The organism is Halobacillus sp. A1-3 (genome assembly GCF_050971765.1).
GTDB classification, from domain to species: domain Bacteria; phylum Bacillota; class Bacilli; order Bacillales; family Halobacillaceae; genus Halobacillus; species Halobacillus mangrovi_B.
Map to the genome: position 1 here is coordinate 13049 of NZ_JBPCEO010000005.1, position 16865 is coordinate 29913.

The 16865-nt window shown below is 44.9% G+C and carries 15 protein-coding genes; 14 read left to right on the top strand and 1 reads right to left on the bottom strand.

Annotated elements, in window-relative coordinates; translation table 11 throughout:
* The first annotated feature begins 9 nt into the window (after nucleotides 1-9).
* From ACRYKC_RS10110 to ACRYKC_RS10175, 14 genes are all read left to right on the top strand, one after another.
* Nucleotides 10-1689, top strand: a complete 1680-nt coding sequence (locus ACRYKC_RS10110) for a long-chain fatty acid--CoA ligase (RefSeq protein WP_433806613.1) — start codon at nucleotides 10-12, stop codon at nucleotides 1687-1689.
* 77 nt (nucleotides 1690-1766) lie between these two features.
* Entirely contained in the window at nucleotides 1767-2630 is an 864-nt protein-coding gene (locus ACRYKC_RS10115) for a branched-chain amino acid ABC transporter permease (RefSeq protein ID WP_433806614.1), read from the top strand.
* A complete protein-coding gene (locus ACRYKC_RS10120; protein WP_433806615.1) occupies nucleotides 2631-3662 on the top strand; it encodes a branched-chain amino acid ABC transporter permease in 1032 nt (343 codons plus the stop codon).
* 4 nt (nucleotides 3663-3666) lie between these two features.
* Nucleotides 3667-4431: an ABC transporter ATP-binding protein gene (locus tag ACRYKC_RS10125; protein WP_433806616.1), complete on the top strand. Its 765-nt coding sequence runs from the start codon at nucleotides 3667-3669 to the stop codon at nucleotides 4429-4431.
* A complete protein-coding gene (locus ACRYKC_RS10130) occupies nucleotides 4424-5131 on the top strand; it encodes an ABC transporter ATP-binding protein (RefSeq protein ID WP_433806617.1) in 708 nt (235 codons plus the stop codon). The genes ACRYKC_RS10125 and ACRYKC_RS10130 overlap by 8 nt, the downstream gene beginning before the upstream one ends.
* 39 nt (nucleotides 5132-5170) lie before the next feature.
* Complete coding sequence (locus tag ACRYKC_RS10135; protein WP_433806618.1) at nucleotides 5171-6400, top strand: ABC transporter substrate-binding protein; 1230 nt, start codon at nucleotides 5171-5173, stop codon at nucleotides 6398-6400.
* Nucleotides 6401-6718: 318 nt separating this feature from the next.
* On the top strand, nucleotides 6719-7930 hold the full coding sequence (locus ACRYKC_RS10140) for an acyl-CoA dehydrogenase family protein (protein ID WP_433806866.1): 1212 nt from the start codon (nucleotides 6719-6721) through the stop codon (nucleotides 7928-7930).
* Nucleotides 7931-8110: 180 nt separating this feature from the next.
* On the top strand, nucleotides 8111-9262 hold the full coding sequence (locus ACRYKC_RS10145) for an acyl-CoA dehydrogenase family protein (RefSeq protein WP_433806619.1): 1152 nt from the start codon (nucleotides 8111-8113) through the stop codon (nucleotides 9260-9262).
* A gap of 16 nt (nucleotides 9263-9278) precedes the next feature.
* The gene (locus tag ACRYKC_RS10150; RefSeq protein ID WP_433806620.1) at nucleotides 9279-10463 is read left to right on the top strand and encodes a thiolase family protein; all 1185 of its coding nucleotides are present in this window, start codon (nucleotides 9279-9281) and stop codon (nucleotides 10461-10463) included.
* Between the two features lie 13 nt (nucleotides 10464-10476).
* Complete coding sequence (locus ACRYKC_RS10155; RefSeq protein ID WP_433806621.1) at nucleotides 10477-10884, top strand: PaaI family thioesterase; 408 nt, start codon at nucleotides 10477-10479, stop codon at nucleotides 10882-10884.
* Nucleotides 10885-11196: 312 nt separating this feature from the next.
* Entirely contained in the window at nucleotides 11197-12933 is a 1737-nt protein-coding gene (locus ACRYKC_RS10160) for a carbon starvation CstA family protein (protein ID WP_433806622.1), read from the top strand.
* A 57-nt stretch (nucleotides 12934-12990) separates the two neighbouring features.
* Complete coding sequence (locus ACRYKC_RS10165; protein WP_433806623.1) at nucleotides 12991-13374, top strand: hypothetical protein; 384 nt, start codon at nucleotides 12991-12993, stop codon at nucleotides 13372-13374.
* Between the two features lie 11 nt (nucleotides 13375-13385).
* Nucleotides 13386-13649, top strand: coding sequence for a cory-CC-star protein (locus ACRYKC_RS10170; RefSeq protein ID WP_433806624.1), 264 nt, complete (start codon nucleotides 13386-13388; stop codon nucleotides 13647-13649).
* Nucleotides 13650-13673: 24 nt separating this feature from the next.
* Complete coding sequence (locus ACRYKC_RS10175; RefSeq protein WP_433806625.1) at nucleotides 13674-14618, top strand: ArsA family ATPase; 945 nt, start codon at nucleotides 13674-13676, stop codon at nucleotides 14616-14618.
* Nucleotides 14619-14668: 50 nt separating this feature from the next.
* Here ACRYKC_RS10175 and ACRYKC_RS10180 read toward each other — a convergent pair whose 3' ends face one another.
* Nucleotides 14669-16831 carry a glycoside hydrolase family 3 N-terminal domain-containing protein gene (locus ACRYKC_RS10180; RefSeq protein WP_433806626.1) on the bottom strand — a complete coding sequence of 721 codons (2163 nt, stop codon included), beginning with the start codon at nucleotides 16829-16831 and terminating at the stop codon, nucleotides 14669-14671.
* Nucleotides 16832-16865: the final 34 nt, after the last annotated feature.

Genomic DNA, 16865 nt, shown 5'->3' on the forward strand with positions numbered 1-16865 from the left:
GGACGTTTCATGCAAACGAATCATTTTGATTTTTGGCCGAAGCTTACGAAGACCATCACGGTTCCGGAAACTTCTATTTATGATAATTTAGCTGTCTCAGCAATCCGATATCCTGAGAACGAAGCCATCTATTATTACGGGAATTCAATTACTTACCGTCAGTTAAAGGAAGAGGTTGATACCCTGGCTGGATATTTGCAGCAGCATCTTCATGTGGAAAAAGGGGAAAAGGTGCTCTTATTTATGCAAAATTCCCCACAATTTGTAATCAGTTATTACGCCATCCTTCGCGCGGGAGCTGTCGTCGTACCTATCAACCCGATGCTAAAAACACAGGAACTTGAGTTTTATGTGAAGGACTGTACGATTCAAAATGGTCTGATCGGACAGGAGTTCATCGATACGGCTAACTCCCTTACAGAAACAACAACCTTAAAACATTTAATCGTCGCTGCTTACTCTGATTATGCTGGAGAGGGCCTTGAGGATCATCTACCAGCTGAAGTTAAAGCTCCTGCTGCTTCATTAGATGATGATCATCTCCACGTTTGGTCGGAAGCACTGCAAACAAAAGCCGAGCCGAGTGAAGTGGAGGTTTTAGCTGATGACCTTGCCGTTCTGCCGTACACTTCAGGCACGACTGGTCTACCAAAAGGCTGCATGCACACAAACCGGACGGTTCAAGCTAACACGCTTGGCGGGTTTTATTGGGCTCGTCCTACCACGGACTCGAAGAGCCTCGCGACCTTGCCATTCTTCCATGTGACAGGGATGGTGCAGAGTATGCATATCCCGATTTTCAGTGGGAACTCGATGGTCATTATGACGCGCTGGAACAGGGAAACGGCCCGTCAGTTAATTCGCGATCAGCAATGTACGCACTGGGTTACCATCAGTACGATGCTCATCGATTTTCTTGCTAATCCGAAAGTGAAATCAGAGGACTTGGGTTCTCTATATGCCATTTCAGGTGGAGGGGCTGCTTTTCCAAAAGCCGTTGGAGAAAAGCTGTATCAGTTGACCGGCCTTGAATTCGTTGAAGGGTACGGTCTATCCGAAACGATTGCCCAGACGCACTTCAATCCGCCTGACAGACCGAAGATGCAATGTCTTGGTGTGCCTTCCTTTAACGTCGATGCCCGTATCTTACAGCCGGGTACTAATGAAGAAGTGGACGTCGGTGAAATTGGCGAAATTGTAGTCCATGGTCCTCAGGTGATGGTGGGTTATTACAACAGGGAGGACGAAAATGAGAGTGCTTTTGTCGAAATCGAAGGCAAGTCTTTTTTCCGTACTGGAGACATTGGCCGTTTTGACGAGGAAGGATACTTCTTCATCGTTGATCGGCTAAAACGAATGATTAATGCTTCCGGATACAATGTTTGGCCGACGGAAGTAGAATCAGCTCTCTATGATCATCCGGCTGTCCAGCAAGCTTGCGTCGTCGGAGTCCCTGACCCGCGTAAAGGTGAAAACATTAAAGCTTTCGTCATTTTGAATGATTCTTATAAAGGAAACATCACTGAAGAAGAAATCATAAACTGGTCAAAAGAGCGAATGGCGGCTTACAAATATCCGCGCATGGTTGAGTTCAAAACTGAATTCCCGACAACAAACAGCGGAAAGATTCTTTGGCGGAAGCTTCAGGAAGAGGAGCACGAGAAGGTTGAAGGAAGTCCGAGAACTTAAGCAATCACCCAACAGTGTCTGGAGAACGTCAAATCGTTTTCCAGGCCTGGGTTTCCTACTTTTAAAGGGGGAGTCTAATGGATATTTTGGTTCAGCAGCTTTTTAATGGGCTCACCATCGGCAGTGTTTATAGTCTTGTAGCTTTAGGACTGACGCTCGTCTATGGCATTTTGCATATTCCTAACTTTGCCCATGGCGCACTTTACATGCTTGGTGCGTATGTCACCCTGACGATGATGCTTTTGTGGAATGTTCCCTACTGGATTTCTATGGCGATATCCGTGCTCGTTGTCGGTCTTTTAGGTGTTTTGATGGACAGACTTGTTTTTCACCCCTTACGTAATGCACCGCCGATTCACGATAAGATCGCAGCGATTGGAATTTTGCTTTTTCTTGAAGCCTTTGCCCAGCTGATCTGGGGAGCGGATTACCGGACGATGCAAACGCCTTACGGGCAGGTCATCGATCTATTCGGCATGACCGTTACGATGCAGCGCGTCCTCATCAACATCGGTGCAGTGGCTGTCATGATTTTACTTTACTTGTTTTTGAAGAAAACGTATATCGGAGCCACAATCATCGCCATGGCTCAAAATCGTGAAGGAGCCAATCTAGTCGGCATCAACACGAATCGAGTGGCGATGCTTACCTTCATGATTTCCGGAGGATTGGCTGCTATCGCTGCTTCTTTATCTGCACCGATCAATCTTGTATTCCCTGGAATGGGCCACCTCGTTATCTTAAAAGCGTTCGTCATTATCATCCTTGGCGGAATGGGAAGTGTACCGGGAGCGATTTTGGGGGGATACATTCTTGGTTTTACAGAAAGTCTCGGAGCCACATACATCTCCAATGATTATAAAGACATCCTTGCGTTCCTGCTTCTTGTCATCATTTTATCCATCAAGCCAAAAGGACTCTTTTCAAGGGAGGGGTTCTAAATGATGTCAATTCTTAAAAAAAGAGGCTGGGTGCTTGGCGTGATTCTACTGGCCATCGTGTTTCCTTTTTTATCGCAAAATGATTATTTTCTTCACGTCTTGACCTTATCCTTCATCTGGATGATTGCCGTGTACGGTTTGAACTTACTTGCGGGATACACTGGATATTTATCACTTGCTCACGCTGGATTTTTCGCTGTCGGTGCTTATGCCCTTGGGCTCTTGACGGTAAAAGCAGGTCTCAATTACTGGCTGGCCTTAGTTCTTGCTTGCCTAATCACCTGTGCGCTCGGCTTTCTTGTCGGGCTTGTCGCTTTAAGGACGAAAGAGCATTTTTTCGCGATCTATACACTCTGTGTCGGCTACATCATTTACTTAATTATCGATAAGTGGGATAGCTTGACTGGAGGGGTGCGCGGACTTATCGGAATACCGGCGCCAGCAAACATCGGACCGATTGCCTTTGATACAGCTCTCTCCCAGTATTATTTGATTCTCTTTTTTCTACTCCTTACCGTTCTCGTCATGTATCGGATCGTCCATTCCCTTTCTGGAAGAACCTTCATCGCAATACGTAATAGCGAAGAACTCGCGCAGACTATCGGGATTTCGACAATGAAGAACAAGCTTCTCGCTTTTGTTCTTTCAACTTTCTTTGCTGGCTTAGCAGGAGCTTTATATGCCTCCTTTATTAGGTTCATTGGGCCTGATATCGGCTATATCACAATCATTTTTGACTTTCTGACTTATCTGCTTGTTGGAGGAATCGGAACGCTGGCCGGTCCTATCGTTGGGACATTTTTGATCGTAACGGTTTCGCAGTCTCTTCAATTTTTACAAGATTACCGAATGTTAATTTTCGGTCCATTATTAACTTTGCTCATCATCTTCTATCCGAGAGGAATTGCCGGAGCTTTTATTGACTGGAGAATGAAGCGTTCCTTGAAAAAGTCTTTAGCGTTAAAGCAAAAGAAACGTTACGTCGAGCCACAGGCCAAATCGGATACGGAGAAGAGAATCAAGGAGGGATGATGGAGTGTTAATCGAAACGAAACAGCTGACGAAAAAATTTGGAGGTTTAGTGGCCGTCAATGAGGTTGACTTTGCGATTGAAAAAGGAAAAATCAATGCCATCATCGGGCCGAATGGAGCAGGTAAATCGACGTTTTTCAATTTGGTGAGCGGCAGTTATCAACCAAGCTCAGGAGAAGTCTTCTATAAAGGAAAAAACATTACCAAGCTGCCACCAAATAAAATAGCGGAAATCGGAGTGGCGAGGACTTTTCAAACAACAAATTTGTTCGAGCAGTCCTCAGTTTTAGATAACGTTCTTGTCGGCCACCGGCTGAGGACGAACTCGAGTTTACTTGATGCAGTATTGCGGACGAAGCGGTTCAAAAGAGAAGAGCAGAGATGTATGGATAAGGCAATGGAAGTCCTCGATTTTGTTGGCTTAACTCATGTTTCAAATAAGCTCGCCGGAAATATCACACAGGAAGAAAAGAAGCGGGTCGCTTTCGCTCTTGCGCTGGCTACTGACCCCGAGGTTGTGTTCTTGGATGAGCCCGCTGCAGGAATAAATCCTGGTGAAACCGAAGGGCTGGCTGAACTGATGGAAAAAATGGTCGGGCGTGGCATTACCGTCTGCCTCATTGAGCACAAAATGAAAATGATTATGAAGCTTGCCGACAAAATCATGGTCTTAAACTACGGAGAAAAGATCGCTGAAGGCACCTCGGATGAAATCCGCAACAACCAGGCCGTGATAGATGCTTACCTCGGAGGTGAGGCGAGTGCTTGATATGAAAAAGGTGTCTGTCCAATATGGCAGTTACAACGCCGTTGAGGATGTGAACATCAACGTTGGTCAAGGAGAGTTGGTGGTGCTGCTCGGTTCAAACGGTGCTGGAAAGAGTACGACATTCAATGCAATAAGTGGTTTGAAAAAGCCGAGTACAGGCACCATCCGTTTTGAAGATGTCAGCTTGGACGGGCTGTCACCGGACCGAATAGTCAAGGCGGGTGTCGTCCAATGTGCAGAAGATCGAAAGCTTTTTCCGCAAATGAGTGTCCACGAAAATTTGATCATGGGAGCTTATGTGCACCGCCGTAAACGCAAACAAGTTAAGCAATCCATTGAACATGTCTATGAGCTGTTTCCGATTTTGCATGAAAAGAAAGACAATGCCGCTGGCTCATTAAGTGGCGGACAGCAGCAAATGCTCGCGATCGGCCGGGCACTGATGGCAAAGCCGAAATTAATGCTCTTAGATGAGCCATCCATCGGCCTTGCCCCCCTCATAGTCGAGCAGATGTTTGATGTGATTCAAAAGATCAACAAGGAAGGGACGACGGTTCTTTTAGCGGAACAAAATGCGTACGCAGCTTTAAGGATTGCTGATCGAGGCTATGTGTTCGAAAATGGTTCCGTCGTTGTCCAGGGATCGGCGGAGGAGCTGCTTGAAAATGATACGGTTCGTAAAGCATATATTGGTGCTTAAGGTTAAGGGGAACATCCATTCAAATGAGGAGGATAACCAATGAAAGTAATTCGAATTACTGCGTTTTTACTTATGTTATCGTTTCTGTTCGTGGCGGCCGGATGTATCGATAATCCATCATCCAACCAGGCTTCAAGTGAAGGTGAGGCTGAAAGTGAAACGGAGGCGCCTGAAGTAGCAGAAGGTGAAGAAGTCGTCAACATTGGCTACACCGGACCGTTAAGCGGACCAGCCGCTTATTATGGCGAACGTACACTCAATGGACTTAAATTGGCCGTAGATGAGATCAATAATAACGGTGGATTTGAAGTTGACGGACAAACATATAAATTAAACCTCGTCAGTTTGGATGACAAATACTTACCGAATGAAACAGCAGCAAATGCGAAGCGTCTTTTGCAAGAGAATGATACGCCGATCATTTTCACTCCCCACAGCGGAGGGGTAAAAGCGATGCAGGTGTTCAATGAGCAGCAGGATAAATTCTTGATCGGTGCCTATACAAGTGAACCCGCTGTCACAGAAGCGGGAAATTCACTTACCATCCGGATTCCTCCTAGTTATGACGGATATATCGAACCGTTTACGAGCTATGAAATGGATAAATTCGGCAAGAAAATAGCCGCACTGCCAACAGCTTCTCAGTACGGAAAGGATTGGACGGAAACCTTACTTCCTTATTGGAAGGAACAAGGAGGAGAAGTCGTGTACAACTCTTCCATCGATTTCTCTAAGGATACCGATTTCTTCACTCTGGTCACCAATGCATTGAAAAAGGATCCTGACGTTTTATTCATCGGAGGTCCATCTGAGCCGACAGCAAAAGTAGCCGATCAGGCAAGGCAGCTGGGGTTTGAAGGCGGCTTTATCGTCATGGATCAGGCCAAACTGGATGAAATGAAGACTGTTACCGGCGATTATGAAACCTTCAACGGAGCGGTCGGTGTTACGCCTTTGATTCACTCGGATTATCCAGGGACAGATGCATTTATTGAAAAATACGAGAACGATTACGGAGAAACGCCTGGATCTGAAGCCGGCTACCACTATGTGGCCATGTATGCGTTTATGGAAGCAATGAAAGCAGCTGGAAACGTAGAAGACCCTGAAGTGATTCGCGCTCATGTCCAGGAAGGTCTTGATGCTGTGCCTAAAGAAAAAGAAGTATACACGATTAAGGAAGTTACAGAAGAAGGCGGCTTTATCACAGGTCTTAGAATTGCCGCAGTCGAAGACGGTGAAGTCGTTAACATGGATGTCGAAGAGTAAATGATTTGATTAAATTGAGGGTTAGCTATTCATCTGGAAGCGCAGATAGAATAAATAAGGTTTGAGAGGACGGTTCCGTACCTAAAAAGAGAAAAGGGAAGATGGAAACGGCTCGCTTTCCGAGGGCGTACGCTGAGGCTCCTTAGGCTATCGTCTTAAGGGTCTCACCATTTCGTTTCCTACCCCCTTTTTGTATTTGGTGTGGAAATCATGAATGATTTATTCCAAAAATCTGTCTTTTACGAAAAAGTGATTACTAATAATGGCCAGTTGTTCATGACTGGCTTTTCTTCATACGATGACGAGGAGGATGCACAAATGATGAACTTTGAACTTTCTGAAGAGCAGAAGATGGTCCAGCAGGTGGTCCGGAAATTCGTTGACAAAGAAATCAATCCCTATATTCAAGAATGGGATGAAAAAGGTCACTTTGAGCCATCGATTATGAAGCGACTCGCCGATCTTGATTTGATGGGTGTCTGCATACCTGAACAATACGGCGGAAGCGGAATGGATTACAATACGCTCGCCATCGTCTGTGAAGAGCTGGAACGTGGAGATACAGCCTTTCGCACCGCCGTATCCGTACATACTGGTTTAAATAGCATGACCCTTCTTCAGTGGGGAAATGAAGCGCAAAAACAAAAATACCTTATTCCTCAGGCAAAAGGAGAAAAAGTCGGAGCGTTCGGTCTTACTGAACCGAATGCCGGCTCTGATGTCGCTTCTTTGAAAACGACTGCCACAAAAGAAGGCGACTTTTATATTTTAAATGGGCAAAAAACCTGGATCTCTCTTTGCGATCATGCCGATCATTTTCTTGTCTTTGCCTACACTGATAAAAGTAAACGACATAAAGGCATATCGGCGTTTATTGTCGAACGGACGATGCCGGGATTTTCTTCCCAGGGAATTAAGGGCAAGCTGGGTATCCGAGCCGGAAATACTGGGGAACTGTTTTTTGATCATGTGAAAGTTCCGAAAGAAAACTTGCTTGGAGAAGAAGGAGAAGGCTTTAAAATAGCCATGTCTGCCCTGGACAATGGACGCTTTACAGTTGCTGCCGGCGCTTGCGGGCAAATTCTGGCGTGTCTTGAAGAAAGCGTAAAGTACTGCCACGAACGCGAAACCTTCGGAAAAGAGATCGGCAAGCATCAGCTTGTTCAACAAATGATCGCCAAGATGGAAGCCGGTTATCAAATGTCCCGACTGCTTGTATTCCGCGCAGGAGATTTAAAGAACAAAGGAAAGCGAAACACGAGAGAAACCTCATTAGCTAAATGGCAGGCGTGTGATTTTGCTAATGAAGCGGCGAATGATGCGGTCCAAATCCATGGAGCCTACGGTTATTCAAACGAATATCCAGTGGAACGTTTTCTGAGAAACTCAAAAGCTCCCGTCATATATGAAGGAACACGAGAAATTCATACCGTTATGCAGGCTGAGTATGTACTCGGCTACCGTTCTGACAAAACGTTGTCCAACATGCTTCCGGCGTGGCCTTATGATGAAGTTAAAGAAGAAGTGTAATTCTGAAATGAGGATAGTAAATAGAGGAATCGCTCAGAAGGATGAAGGTTATTTATTAAAGTTGTGGACAATTCAGAAACATCAATAAAAGAATTCTACTAAACTATCAAAATTATCGCTCAAAACCATAAAAGAATCGGTCAGGGGATAAATTCTGATTTTATGAAAGGAGAGGTTGGAGTGAATTTCAATTTTGACGAGGATATCGACTATCTGAAAAAGAATGTTAGAGACTTCATTCAAACAGAAGTAGAAGCCGTTGCGATGGAGATTGAAAGAGAGAACCGCATCCCTCCTCGAATTATAGAGATGTCCAAAGACATGGGGTTATTCGGTTTAAGTATCCCAGAGGAATATGGTGGATTAGGAATTGGGATGGTTGGTAAATGTGCGCTTTATGAAGAAATTGGTGCCACACATAACGGCTATACTACCCTGATTGGCGGTCATACTGGGATTGGTACCGTAGGAATTGTTGAACTTGGAAATGAAGAGCAAAAGCAAAAATATTTACCTGCATTGGCTCGTGGAGATTCGATCGGAGCTTTTGCATTAACTGAACCGAGCGCAGGATCAAACGCCACAAATTTGAAAACGACGGCCGTTAAGCAAGGAGACCGGTACATTTTGAATGGTACAAAGCACTATATCACCAACGCTACTGAGGCGGATGTTTTTACAGTTATGGCCGTTACAGATACGAGTAAAGGAGCAAAGGGGATCACCTCTTTTATCGTAGAGAAAGATTTTCCTGGTTTTCAAGTGGGAGCCGTTGAACCGAAGATGGGCTTGCATGGCTCTCAGTCTGCAGAAATCATATTGGAAGATTGTGAGGTTCCAGCCGAAAATGTCCTGGGGGAGGAAGGGCAGGGGTACGTGAACGCTTTGAAAATCTTAGCCAATGGCCGCGCGGGATTAGCAGCAAGGAATCTCGGATCCTGCCAGAAGCTCTTAGACTTATCCATGCAATACACTCAGGAGCGTGAACAGTTTGGCGTACCGATCATCGAACATCAGGCGGTTGCACATATGGTGTCTGAGATGGCCGTAGAGACAGAAGCGCTCCGATCGTTTACCTATCGGGTGGCCTGGATGGTCGACCAAGGCAAAAAGGTGATTAAGGAAGCCGCTATGTTAAAGCTATATGGTTCAGAGGTTTACAACCGAGTGGCCGATAAAGCTGTACAGGTTCATGGAGGTATTGGGTATATAGCGGATTACCCGATCGAACGATTTTTCAGAGATGCAAGAATTACGAGAATCTATGAAGGAACCTCCGAAATCCAGAAAAATATTATCGCCAGTCAACTGAAAAAGGAATACAGCATTTAATAGAGGAGGGAATTGCGTGAGAGAGAGTTACGTCATCGCAAGTGCTGTAAGAACTCCGATCGGCCGCTATGGAGGATCATTAAAAAACCTCTCATCAGGTCATTTAGCGACGATCGTTATGGAAGCGGCGATTAAACGAGCAGGACTATCTCCGGAGCAGGTGGATGAAGCGATTATGGGAGAAGTGCGGCAGACGACAGAGTCTTCAAACGTGGCCCGTGTGGCCGCCTTGCGTGCAGGTATTCCTGAATCCTCGCCTGCCTATACCATTAACCGATTGTGTGCTTCAGGCATGGAGGCAGTTGCGTCTGGAGTCCAACAAATCGCTTTTGACCAGGCAGAAATCATTGTAGCCGGTGGTACAGAAAGCATGAGCCGTTCTCCAATTTATTTAAGAAACTCACGGTTTGGCGGAGACAACTCCGTCTTGGTAGATTCCAATACAGAAGCAGGTCAGCAGCCTCAGGAAATTTACGGTCCACGTTTAGGAATGGGTGTCACGGCTGAAAATGTTGCCGAACGCTATTCGATCTCAAGAGAAGACCAGGACCGCTTTGCGATCGAGAGTCAGCGCCGCGCTGCTCATGCTTTGGAGACCGGAATTTTTAAAGATGAAATAACTGCCGTCCAAATACAGGAAAAGCGGCGTAAAGTGACGGTGGATACAGATGAACATCCACGCCCGCAGACTACCCTGGAAAAGTTGGCGAGTCTTCGGCCAGTATTTAGAGAAAATGGAACGGTTACAGCTGGAAACGCTTGTGGAAGAAATGATGGTGCCACAGCTCTTATCGTGATGAAAGAATCGAAAGCGCATGATTTAGGAATCACGCCGCTCGTTCGTATTGTCGGTTGGGCAGCAGCTGGAGTTTCTCCTGAAGTCATGGGAATTGGTCCTGTACCAGCTGTTCAAAAACTATTTCAAAAGACGGGGAAGTCGGTGGAAGACATCGGACTTTTCGAATTAAACGAAGCTTTTGCCTCACAATCGTTAGCGGTTATCAGAGAGCTTGGTCTCGATCATGACAAGGTAAATGTAAACGGTGGAGCTATCGCGCTTGGGCACCCCGTAGGCGCAAGTGGGGCGAGGATTATGACAACTTTGATACATGAAATGAAAAGGCGCGAGGACCAACTTGGGGTAGCTACACTGTGTGCTGGAGGAGGCCAGGGAATGGCCATGATGCTTGAGCTAATTTGAGGAGGTAGAGAGGATGACTGCAACGATAGATCAGGTGAAAGAGAGTTTTGAAACCAGTCCATTTTTCTCTTTAATTGGGTTTGAAATCACTCATTTTGAAGAAGGCCATGTAACGTTGCAGCTACAGGTTAAGGAAAAGCTCCTGAATGCAAACGGCACCCTTCATGGAGGAGTGCATGCTTCGATGATCGACATTATTATCGGCATGGCTATTCGCTCGGAAACGAAAACAAGATGCACTACGATCAGCTTAAACACTCATTATCTTGCCCCTGTAAAAAGGGGACTCATTACAGCAAAGGGAAGAATTCTGCAGCAGGGGTACAAGATCGTGACTGCTGAAGGTGAACTGTTTGATGAAAACGGCCAAATAATTGCGAAGGGGACAGGCTCTTATAAATTGATCCGGTCAGACGATTAGACAAGAGGCTTTGCAGTTTTAGTCTGCAAAGCTTTTTAATTGGGTTAGGGAGCAATGATTGGTCATTAGGGAACAATAGCTCGGCGTTAGGGAACAATCAACCATCGTTAGGGTACAATAGCCCACCATTAGGGAACAATCCCAAAACGTTAAGGAACAATCCACACGCTCACATTACAAATTTCGCTATAAGATTTCATTTTTCTGATAAATCTGTAAACTTTATTGAAGAAAAGGGAAAATCTAATGTATAATACCAAGTAGTATGGAAACGCATACATAGATTAATAACTTCTAAGAGGAGGGTTTTTTATGAGTGGAATATGGCTTGCGGTCGTAGGGGGCCTCGTATTCTTTCTTGGTTATCGGTATTATTCAAAATTCATTGCTGAAAAGATCTATCGATTAGATCCGAATTACGTGACACCTGCGCATCAGTACAAGGATGGTGTCGACTTTGTGCCGACGAACAAATTTGTGCTTTGGGGGCACCACTTTACATCCGTAGCTGGAGCAGCACCGATTGTTGGTCCTGCGATTGCGGTTTATTGGGGCTGGCTGCCTGCGGTTCTATGGGTATTGCTTGGAACAGTATTTGCAGCTGGTGTGCATGATTTTGGTACACTTGTCTTGTCCGTTCGTAACAAAGGTCAATCCGTTGGTACGTTAGCTAGTAAATTAATTGGTCAAAAAGCGAAAGTCTTGTTTTTATTCATCATTTTATTGCTTGTATTAATGGTAAATGCCGTCTTTGCCTGGGTCATAGCGAACTTGTTTATTTCTTTTCCGGCAAGTGTCGTCTCGGTATTCATCCAAATTCCATTGGCTGTTTGGATCGGTTATAGTGTGTATAAGAAAAAAGGAAATATGCTGCTGCCTTCGATTGTGGCACTTGCAGTCATGTATTTAGCGGCCATTGTGGCAAGTTACGTGCCTGCGTTACAAATTGATCTCGTTAAATATTTTGGCGGGGAAGGTGCGACAACTCTATTTGGTATGAGCGCGACTTCGATGTCGTTCTTAGTCTGGATCATCGTTTTGATGGTCTATGTGTATATTGCATCGACGCTGCCTGTCTGGAAGCTGTTGCAGCCGCGTGATTATATTAACTCTCACCAGTTAATTGTCGGTCTTGGACTCTTATATTTAGGGTTGCTTTTCACAAACCCAGAAATCACAGCACCAGTGACAAATGCGTCTGCGGATACATCGTGGTTCCCGCTTCTCTTTATTACGATTGCGTGTGGAGCGATCTCAGGATTCCATGGATTAGTGTCATCAGGGACTTCTTCTAAACAGTTGAACAATGAAAAAGATGCTCGCTTTGTCGGATATTTAGGATCTGTCGGGGAAGGAGCACTTGCTCTTGTCGCTATCATCGCTGTTGTCACATTCTTCCCGACACCGGGAGAATTTACAGCAACGTATAGCGGATTTGCTGCAGCTAGCGGAGCGGGTCTTGGTGTGTTCATTCAAGGTGCAGGACAGCTTGCATCAGGGCTCGGTATTCCGGCGATGGTGGCTTCTACGATTGTTTCCGTCATTGTAGTGAGCTTTGCGGCCACGACGTTGGATTCTTCTGTCCGACTTATGCGCTATATCATTGCTGAACTAGGTACAGAATATAAAATTAAACCGCTTACGAAAACCCATGTGGCGACGACTACTGCTGTCGTATCCAGTGCGATGCTTACCCTTATTCCGCAGGGGCCAAAAGGGTTTGGTTCAGGAGGTTATCTGCTATGGCCGTTGTTTGGAACATCCAACCAGCTTTTAGCAGGAATCAGCTTACTGTTAGTGTCCATCTGGCTTCGAAACCAAGGACGTAATTACTTGCCAACCTTGATTCCGATGTTGTTCATCATGTTCATGACGCTATGGGCGATGATTGATCAGGTTGTCACGGAATGGGCGCCTTGGGCCGAAGGAAGCGACTGGATGTTATTCAGCTTTGGTGCGATTATTCTTGTCTTTACATTTTGGATTCTATTGACAGCTATATCAGCGTTAAGTAAAGGAAATCGTGACTCTGTACAAAGGAGTGCGTAACAAGTGCCGCACGTGCTCACGTGCGGCTTTCCTTTTCATCAAGAGGAGGGACCAAAGATGGTGGAAGTGATGATCATTCGGGCGGAAAAGGAAATCGGCATGGGCTGTTGCGGTGGGGTCTGCAGTGACAAAGATGCGCTAGTGCATATGGAAGATGAGTTTAAACACCACGATGAGGACAGGAAGACTCTTGGTGAGCTTTACCAACAAACGTTGAGTAATTATGGAGATCAAGTAGAAATTACTTTTCTCGATCCACGGAATGTATTGGCCATTGCGGTTTACTTCTTGAAACAAGTAAAAGAAAGGGAAATCTCTCTAGTTACTGCCTTTCGACACTTCTTTTTCCATATGAAATACAATGCAATTTTTGTTAATGGAAAAATGGTGGAAGGATTGAACGATTATCATACACAACTTAGAAAAGTGTTAAATACGTGAGGAGGGGTAGTATGCCAAGAAAATATTCTATAAAAAGATTAGTGGAGCTTTACGATGAAATCCTCAGTCTTCCTCACAAGCAAGAAATCGCACGAGAGCTGAGGGACGAGGATGATTTATTCATGCTGCTTGTATATTCCGATATGCTCGGAATTCCAAACCCAGCTTTTTATTACACATTAGAATTATATCCGTATATCATTGAGAAATTTCATGACTGGCACTTGCGGATGGGCATGGAGAAGTCGCCTCTTGATGGGATCAGGTGCTGCTGAAATGAAGGAAAAGGTGGACTCATAATGAAACAAATTCATGATAAGAAAATTTTATTTGTTGGAGGAAAAGGAGGAGTCGGTAAATCTACATCTTCCGCGGCGCTTGCTGTTGCATTCGCACGGGAAGGCTTAAAGACGCTCGTCGTTTCTACTGACCCTGCTCATAACCTTGGTGATATTTTTCATAAAAAAGTGGACCACAAAAAAACAAAACTTGAGGAGAATCTGTGGGGGATTGAAGTCGACCCAAATGTTGAATCGAAACGATATATCGAAGGCGTGAAGGATAACCTTGAAGGTCTTGTTAAATCGAAGATGGTTGAGGAAGTGCATCGTCAAATCGATATGGCAAGCGCCTCCCCTGGGGCCGATGAGGCGGCTCTTTTTGATCGGTTGATCTCCATTATTCTCGAAGAATCCGACCACTTTAATAAAATCGTGTTTGATACGGCTCCGACAGGTCATACGATTCGTTTACTGACATTACCTGAACTTATGGGCGTATGGATTGATGGAATGCTCGAGCGCAGAAAGAAAGTGAATGATAATTACACAGAGCTTTTAAATGATGGTGATCCAGTTGATGATCCGATCTATTCTATATTGCAAAATAGGAAAGAAAAATTTGCTGCCGTAAGAAAAATTATTTTAGACGAGGAACAGACGGGCTTTGCATTTGTATTGATTCCTGAGCGGCTCCCTATTTTAGAAACGGAAAAAGCGATTAAACAGCTGGGACAGCACGATCTCCCGGTACGAACGCTCATTGTGAATAAGGTGCTGCCAGAGCATGCCGACGGTGCTTTTTTAGAGAAACGCAGAAAGCAGGAAAAAACTTATTTGGATGAGATTGAAAAGCGCTTTACTAAACAACAGCTCATCCGGGTGCCATTGTTTGAGGAGGATGTTTCAGATATGGAAAAGCTCGGTGTATTTGCGGAGCATGTGCGAAGAAAAATTAGCGTATAGAAAAAGCCTCATGATGGAGTTCATGAGGCTTTTTTCATGATAGAGTTTCATTATTTTACTAATCGGAACGTTTGGGACCTTACGTCGCGGCTGTTTGTTCCAACAAAAACTTCGAACTCTCCAGCATCACTTTTATGTTCCATGTTCGCATGATAGTAACGCAGTTGACTTTCATTTAGCTGAAAAATGACTTCTTCTGATTCACCTGGTTCTAGTGAAATCTTTTTAAAGTCTTTGAGTTCTCTCAGTGGTCGAACAACGTCTCCCACAAGGTCTCGAATATAAAGTTGAACAACTTCATCGCCAGCTTTATCACCGGTATTGGATACGGTCGTTGTCACAGTCAATTGTTCATCATACTTCATTTCATTCGAAGATAAGGTAAGTTCTCCGTACTCAAATTGGCTGTAGCTCAGTCCATAACCAAACGGGTAAAGGGGCTCATTTGGAATATCTAAATACTGAGAGACGTAACGTACTTGTGCATCGGGTGCATTTTTAGGGCGGCCAGTACTATAGCGATTATAATAGATCGGGACCTGACCGACAGAGTACGGCATCGACATCGTCAGCTTACCTGATGGATTTACTTTACCAAAAATAATGTCTGCAAGTGCATTACCGCCTTCTGTCCCTGGATACCAGGCTTCAATAACAGCGTCAGCATTCTCGATCACTTCTCTTAAGTCCAAAGGTCGTCCGTTAAACAATACAGCAACTACTGGTTTTCCTAATTCCTTCATCTTTCTCAAAAGGTCGAGCTGAACTTCCGGAATACGTATGTCTGCCCTGCTGCCGGCTTCACCGCTCATGTCTGAATGTTCTCCTAAGGCAACAACAATTACTTCCGCTTTTTCCGCTTGTTCTAACGCCGATTGCAGTTGTCCTTCTGTACCTTCCTCAATGCCGCAGCCTTCGGAAATAAATAGTTTCTCTTTTTTGATATGGTTTAAAAAGCCGGTATTAACAGTGATGGTATCTTCAGAAGATCCACCCCAGGACCATGGACCAAGAATGTCTGTACTTGTGGAAAATGGCCCAACAAGGGCGGTTTTTTGACCGGAATCTAGTGGTAAGACTTCATCATTCTTTAATAATACAATTGATTTACTCGCAAGTTCTCGAGCTGTCTTGCGGTTTTCTTCAGATAGAATAACGGCTGCCTCTTTTTCCTCACTGGTCCCTCTATAAGGGTTTTCAAACAGACCGAGCTTTTTCTTAAGCCTTAAAATTCGCAGTACTGCTTCATCTACGATCGCTTCTTCTAGGGTTCCTTCTTCGATCAATTCCCGTACATGGTTCGTATAGCAAGACGTCATCATTTCAATATCTACACTTGCCTTCATCGCTTTTTCAGCCGCTTGTTTCGCATCTTCGGCTACACCATGAGGAATCAGTTCTTTTACGGCTCCCCAGTCTGAGATCAGTGGACCTTCGAATCCCCATTCGCCTCTCAAAATACCTCGCATCAGCTCTTCATTCCCTGTCGAAGGAACGCCGTTCAAAATATTGAAGGCGGTCATGACCATTTCGCAGCCTTCATCGAGAGCGGCTTTGTAAGCAGGTAGGTAGTTTTCACGAAGCTGCCATACGGACATGTCAACCGTATTATAATCGCGGCCCGCTTCGGGAGCACCGTAAGCAGCAAAGTGCTTCACGCATGCCGCTACTTTTGAGTGGTCATTTTCAAAATCACCTTGGAATCCTCGTACAAAGGAGCGAGCGAATTCACTATTCAAATGGGGGTCCTCCCCTGTTCCTTCCATTACCCGTCCCCAACGTGGTTCTCGTGATAAGTCGACCATTGGGGCAAAAGTGACGTGTACACCTGAGGCAGCTGCTTCTTCTGCTGCAATAGCCGCACTTTTTTCTGCAAGGTCCAGATCCCAAGATGAACTGATGGCAAGCGGGACAGGGAAGATCGTTTTAAAACCGTGTACGATATCCGACATAAATAATAAAGGAATACCGAGACGGTTTTCTTCCATATGTACCCTCTGAATATTGGTGGTTTCTTTTGCACCTGAAGCACCGAGAACTGATCCTGTGTGTTTGATGTCTTCTTCACTAATGTTCATTTGTACCATAGGGCCTGTAATTTCGCCTCGATCAGTGGCGCCTTTAAAGAATGGGGTTGCCAGCTGGACGAGCTGTCCAACTTTTTCTTCTATCGTCATTTTTTCTAGTAAATGATTTAGGTTTACATCTGTCATTAGAATTCCTCCTCAAAGTTAAGTGAAACGTTTC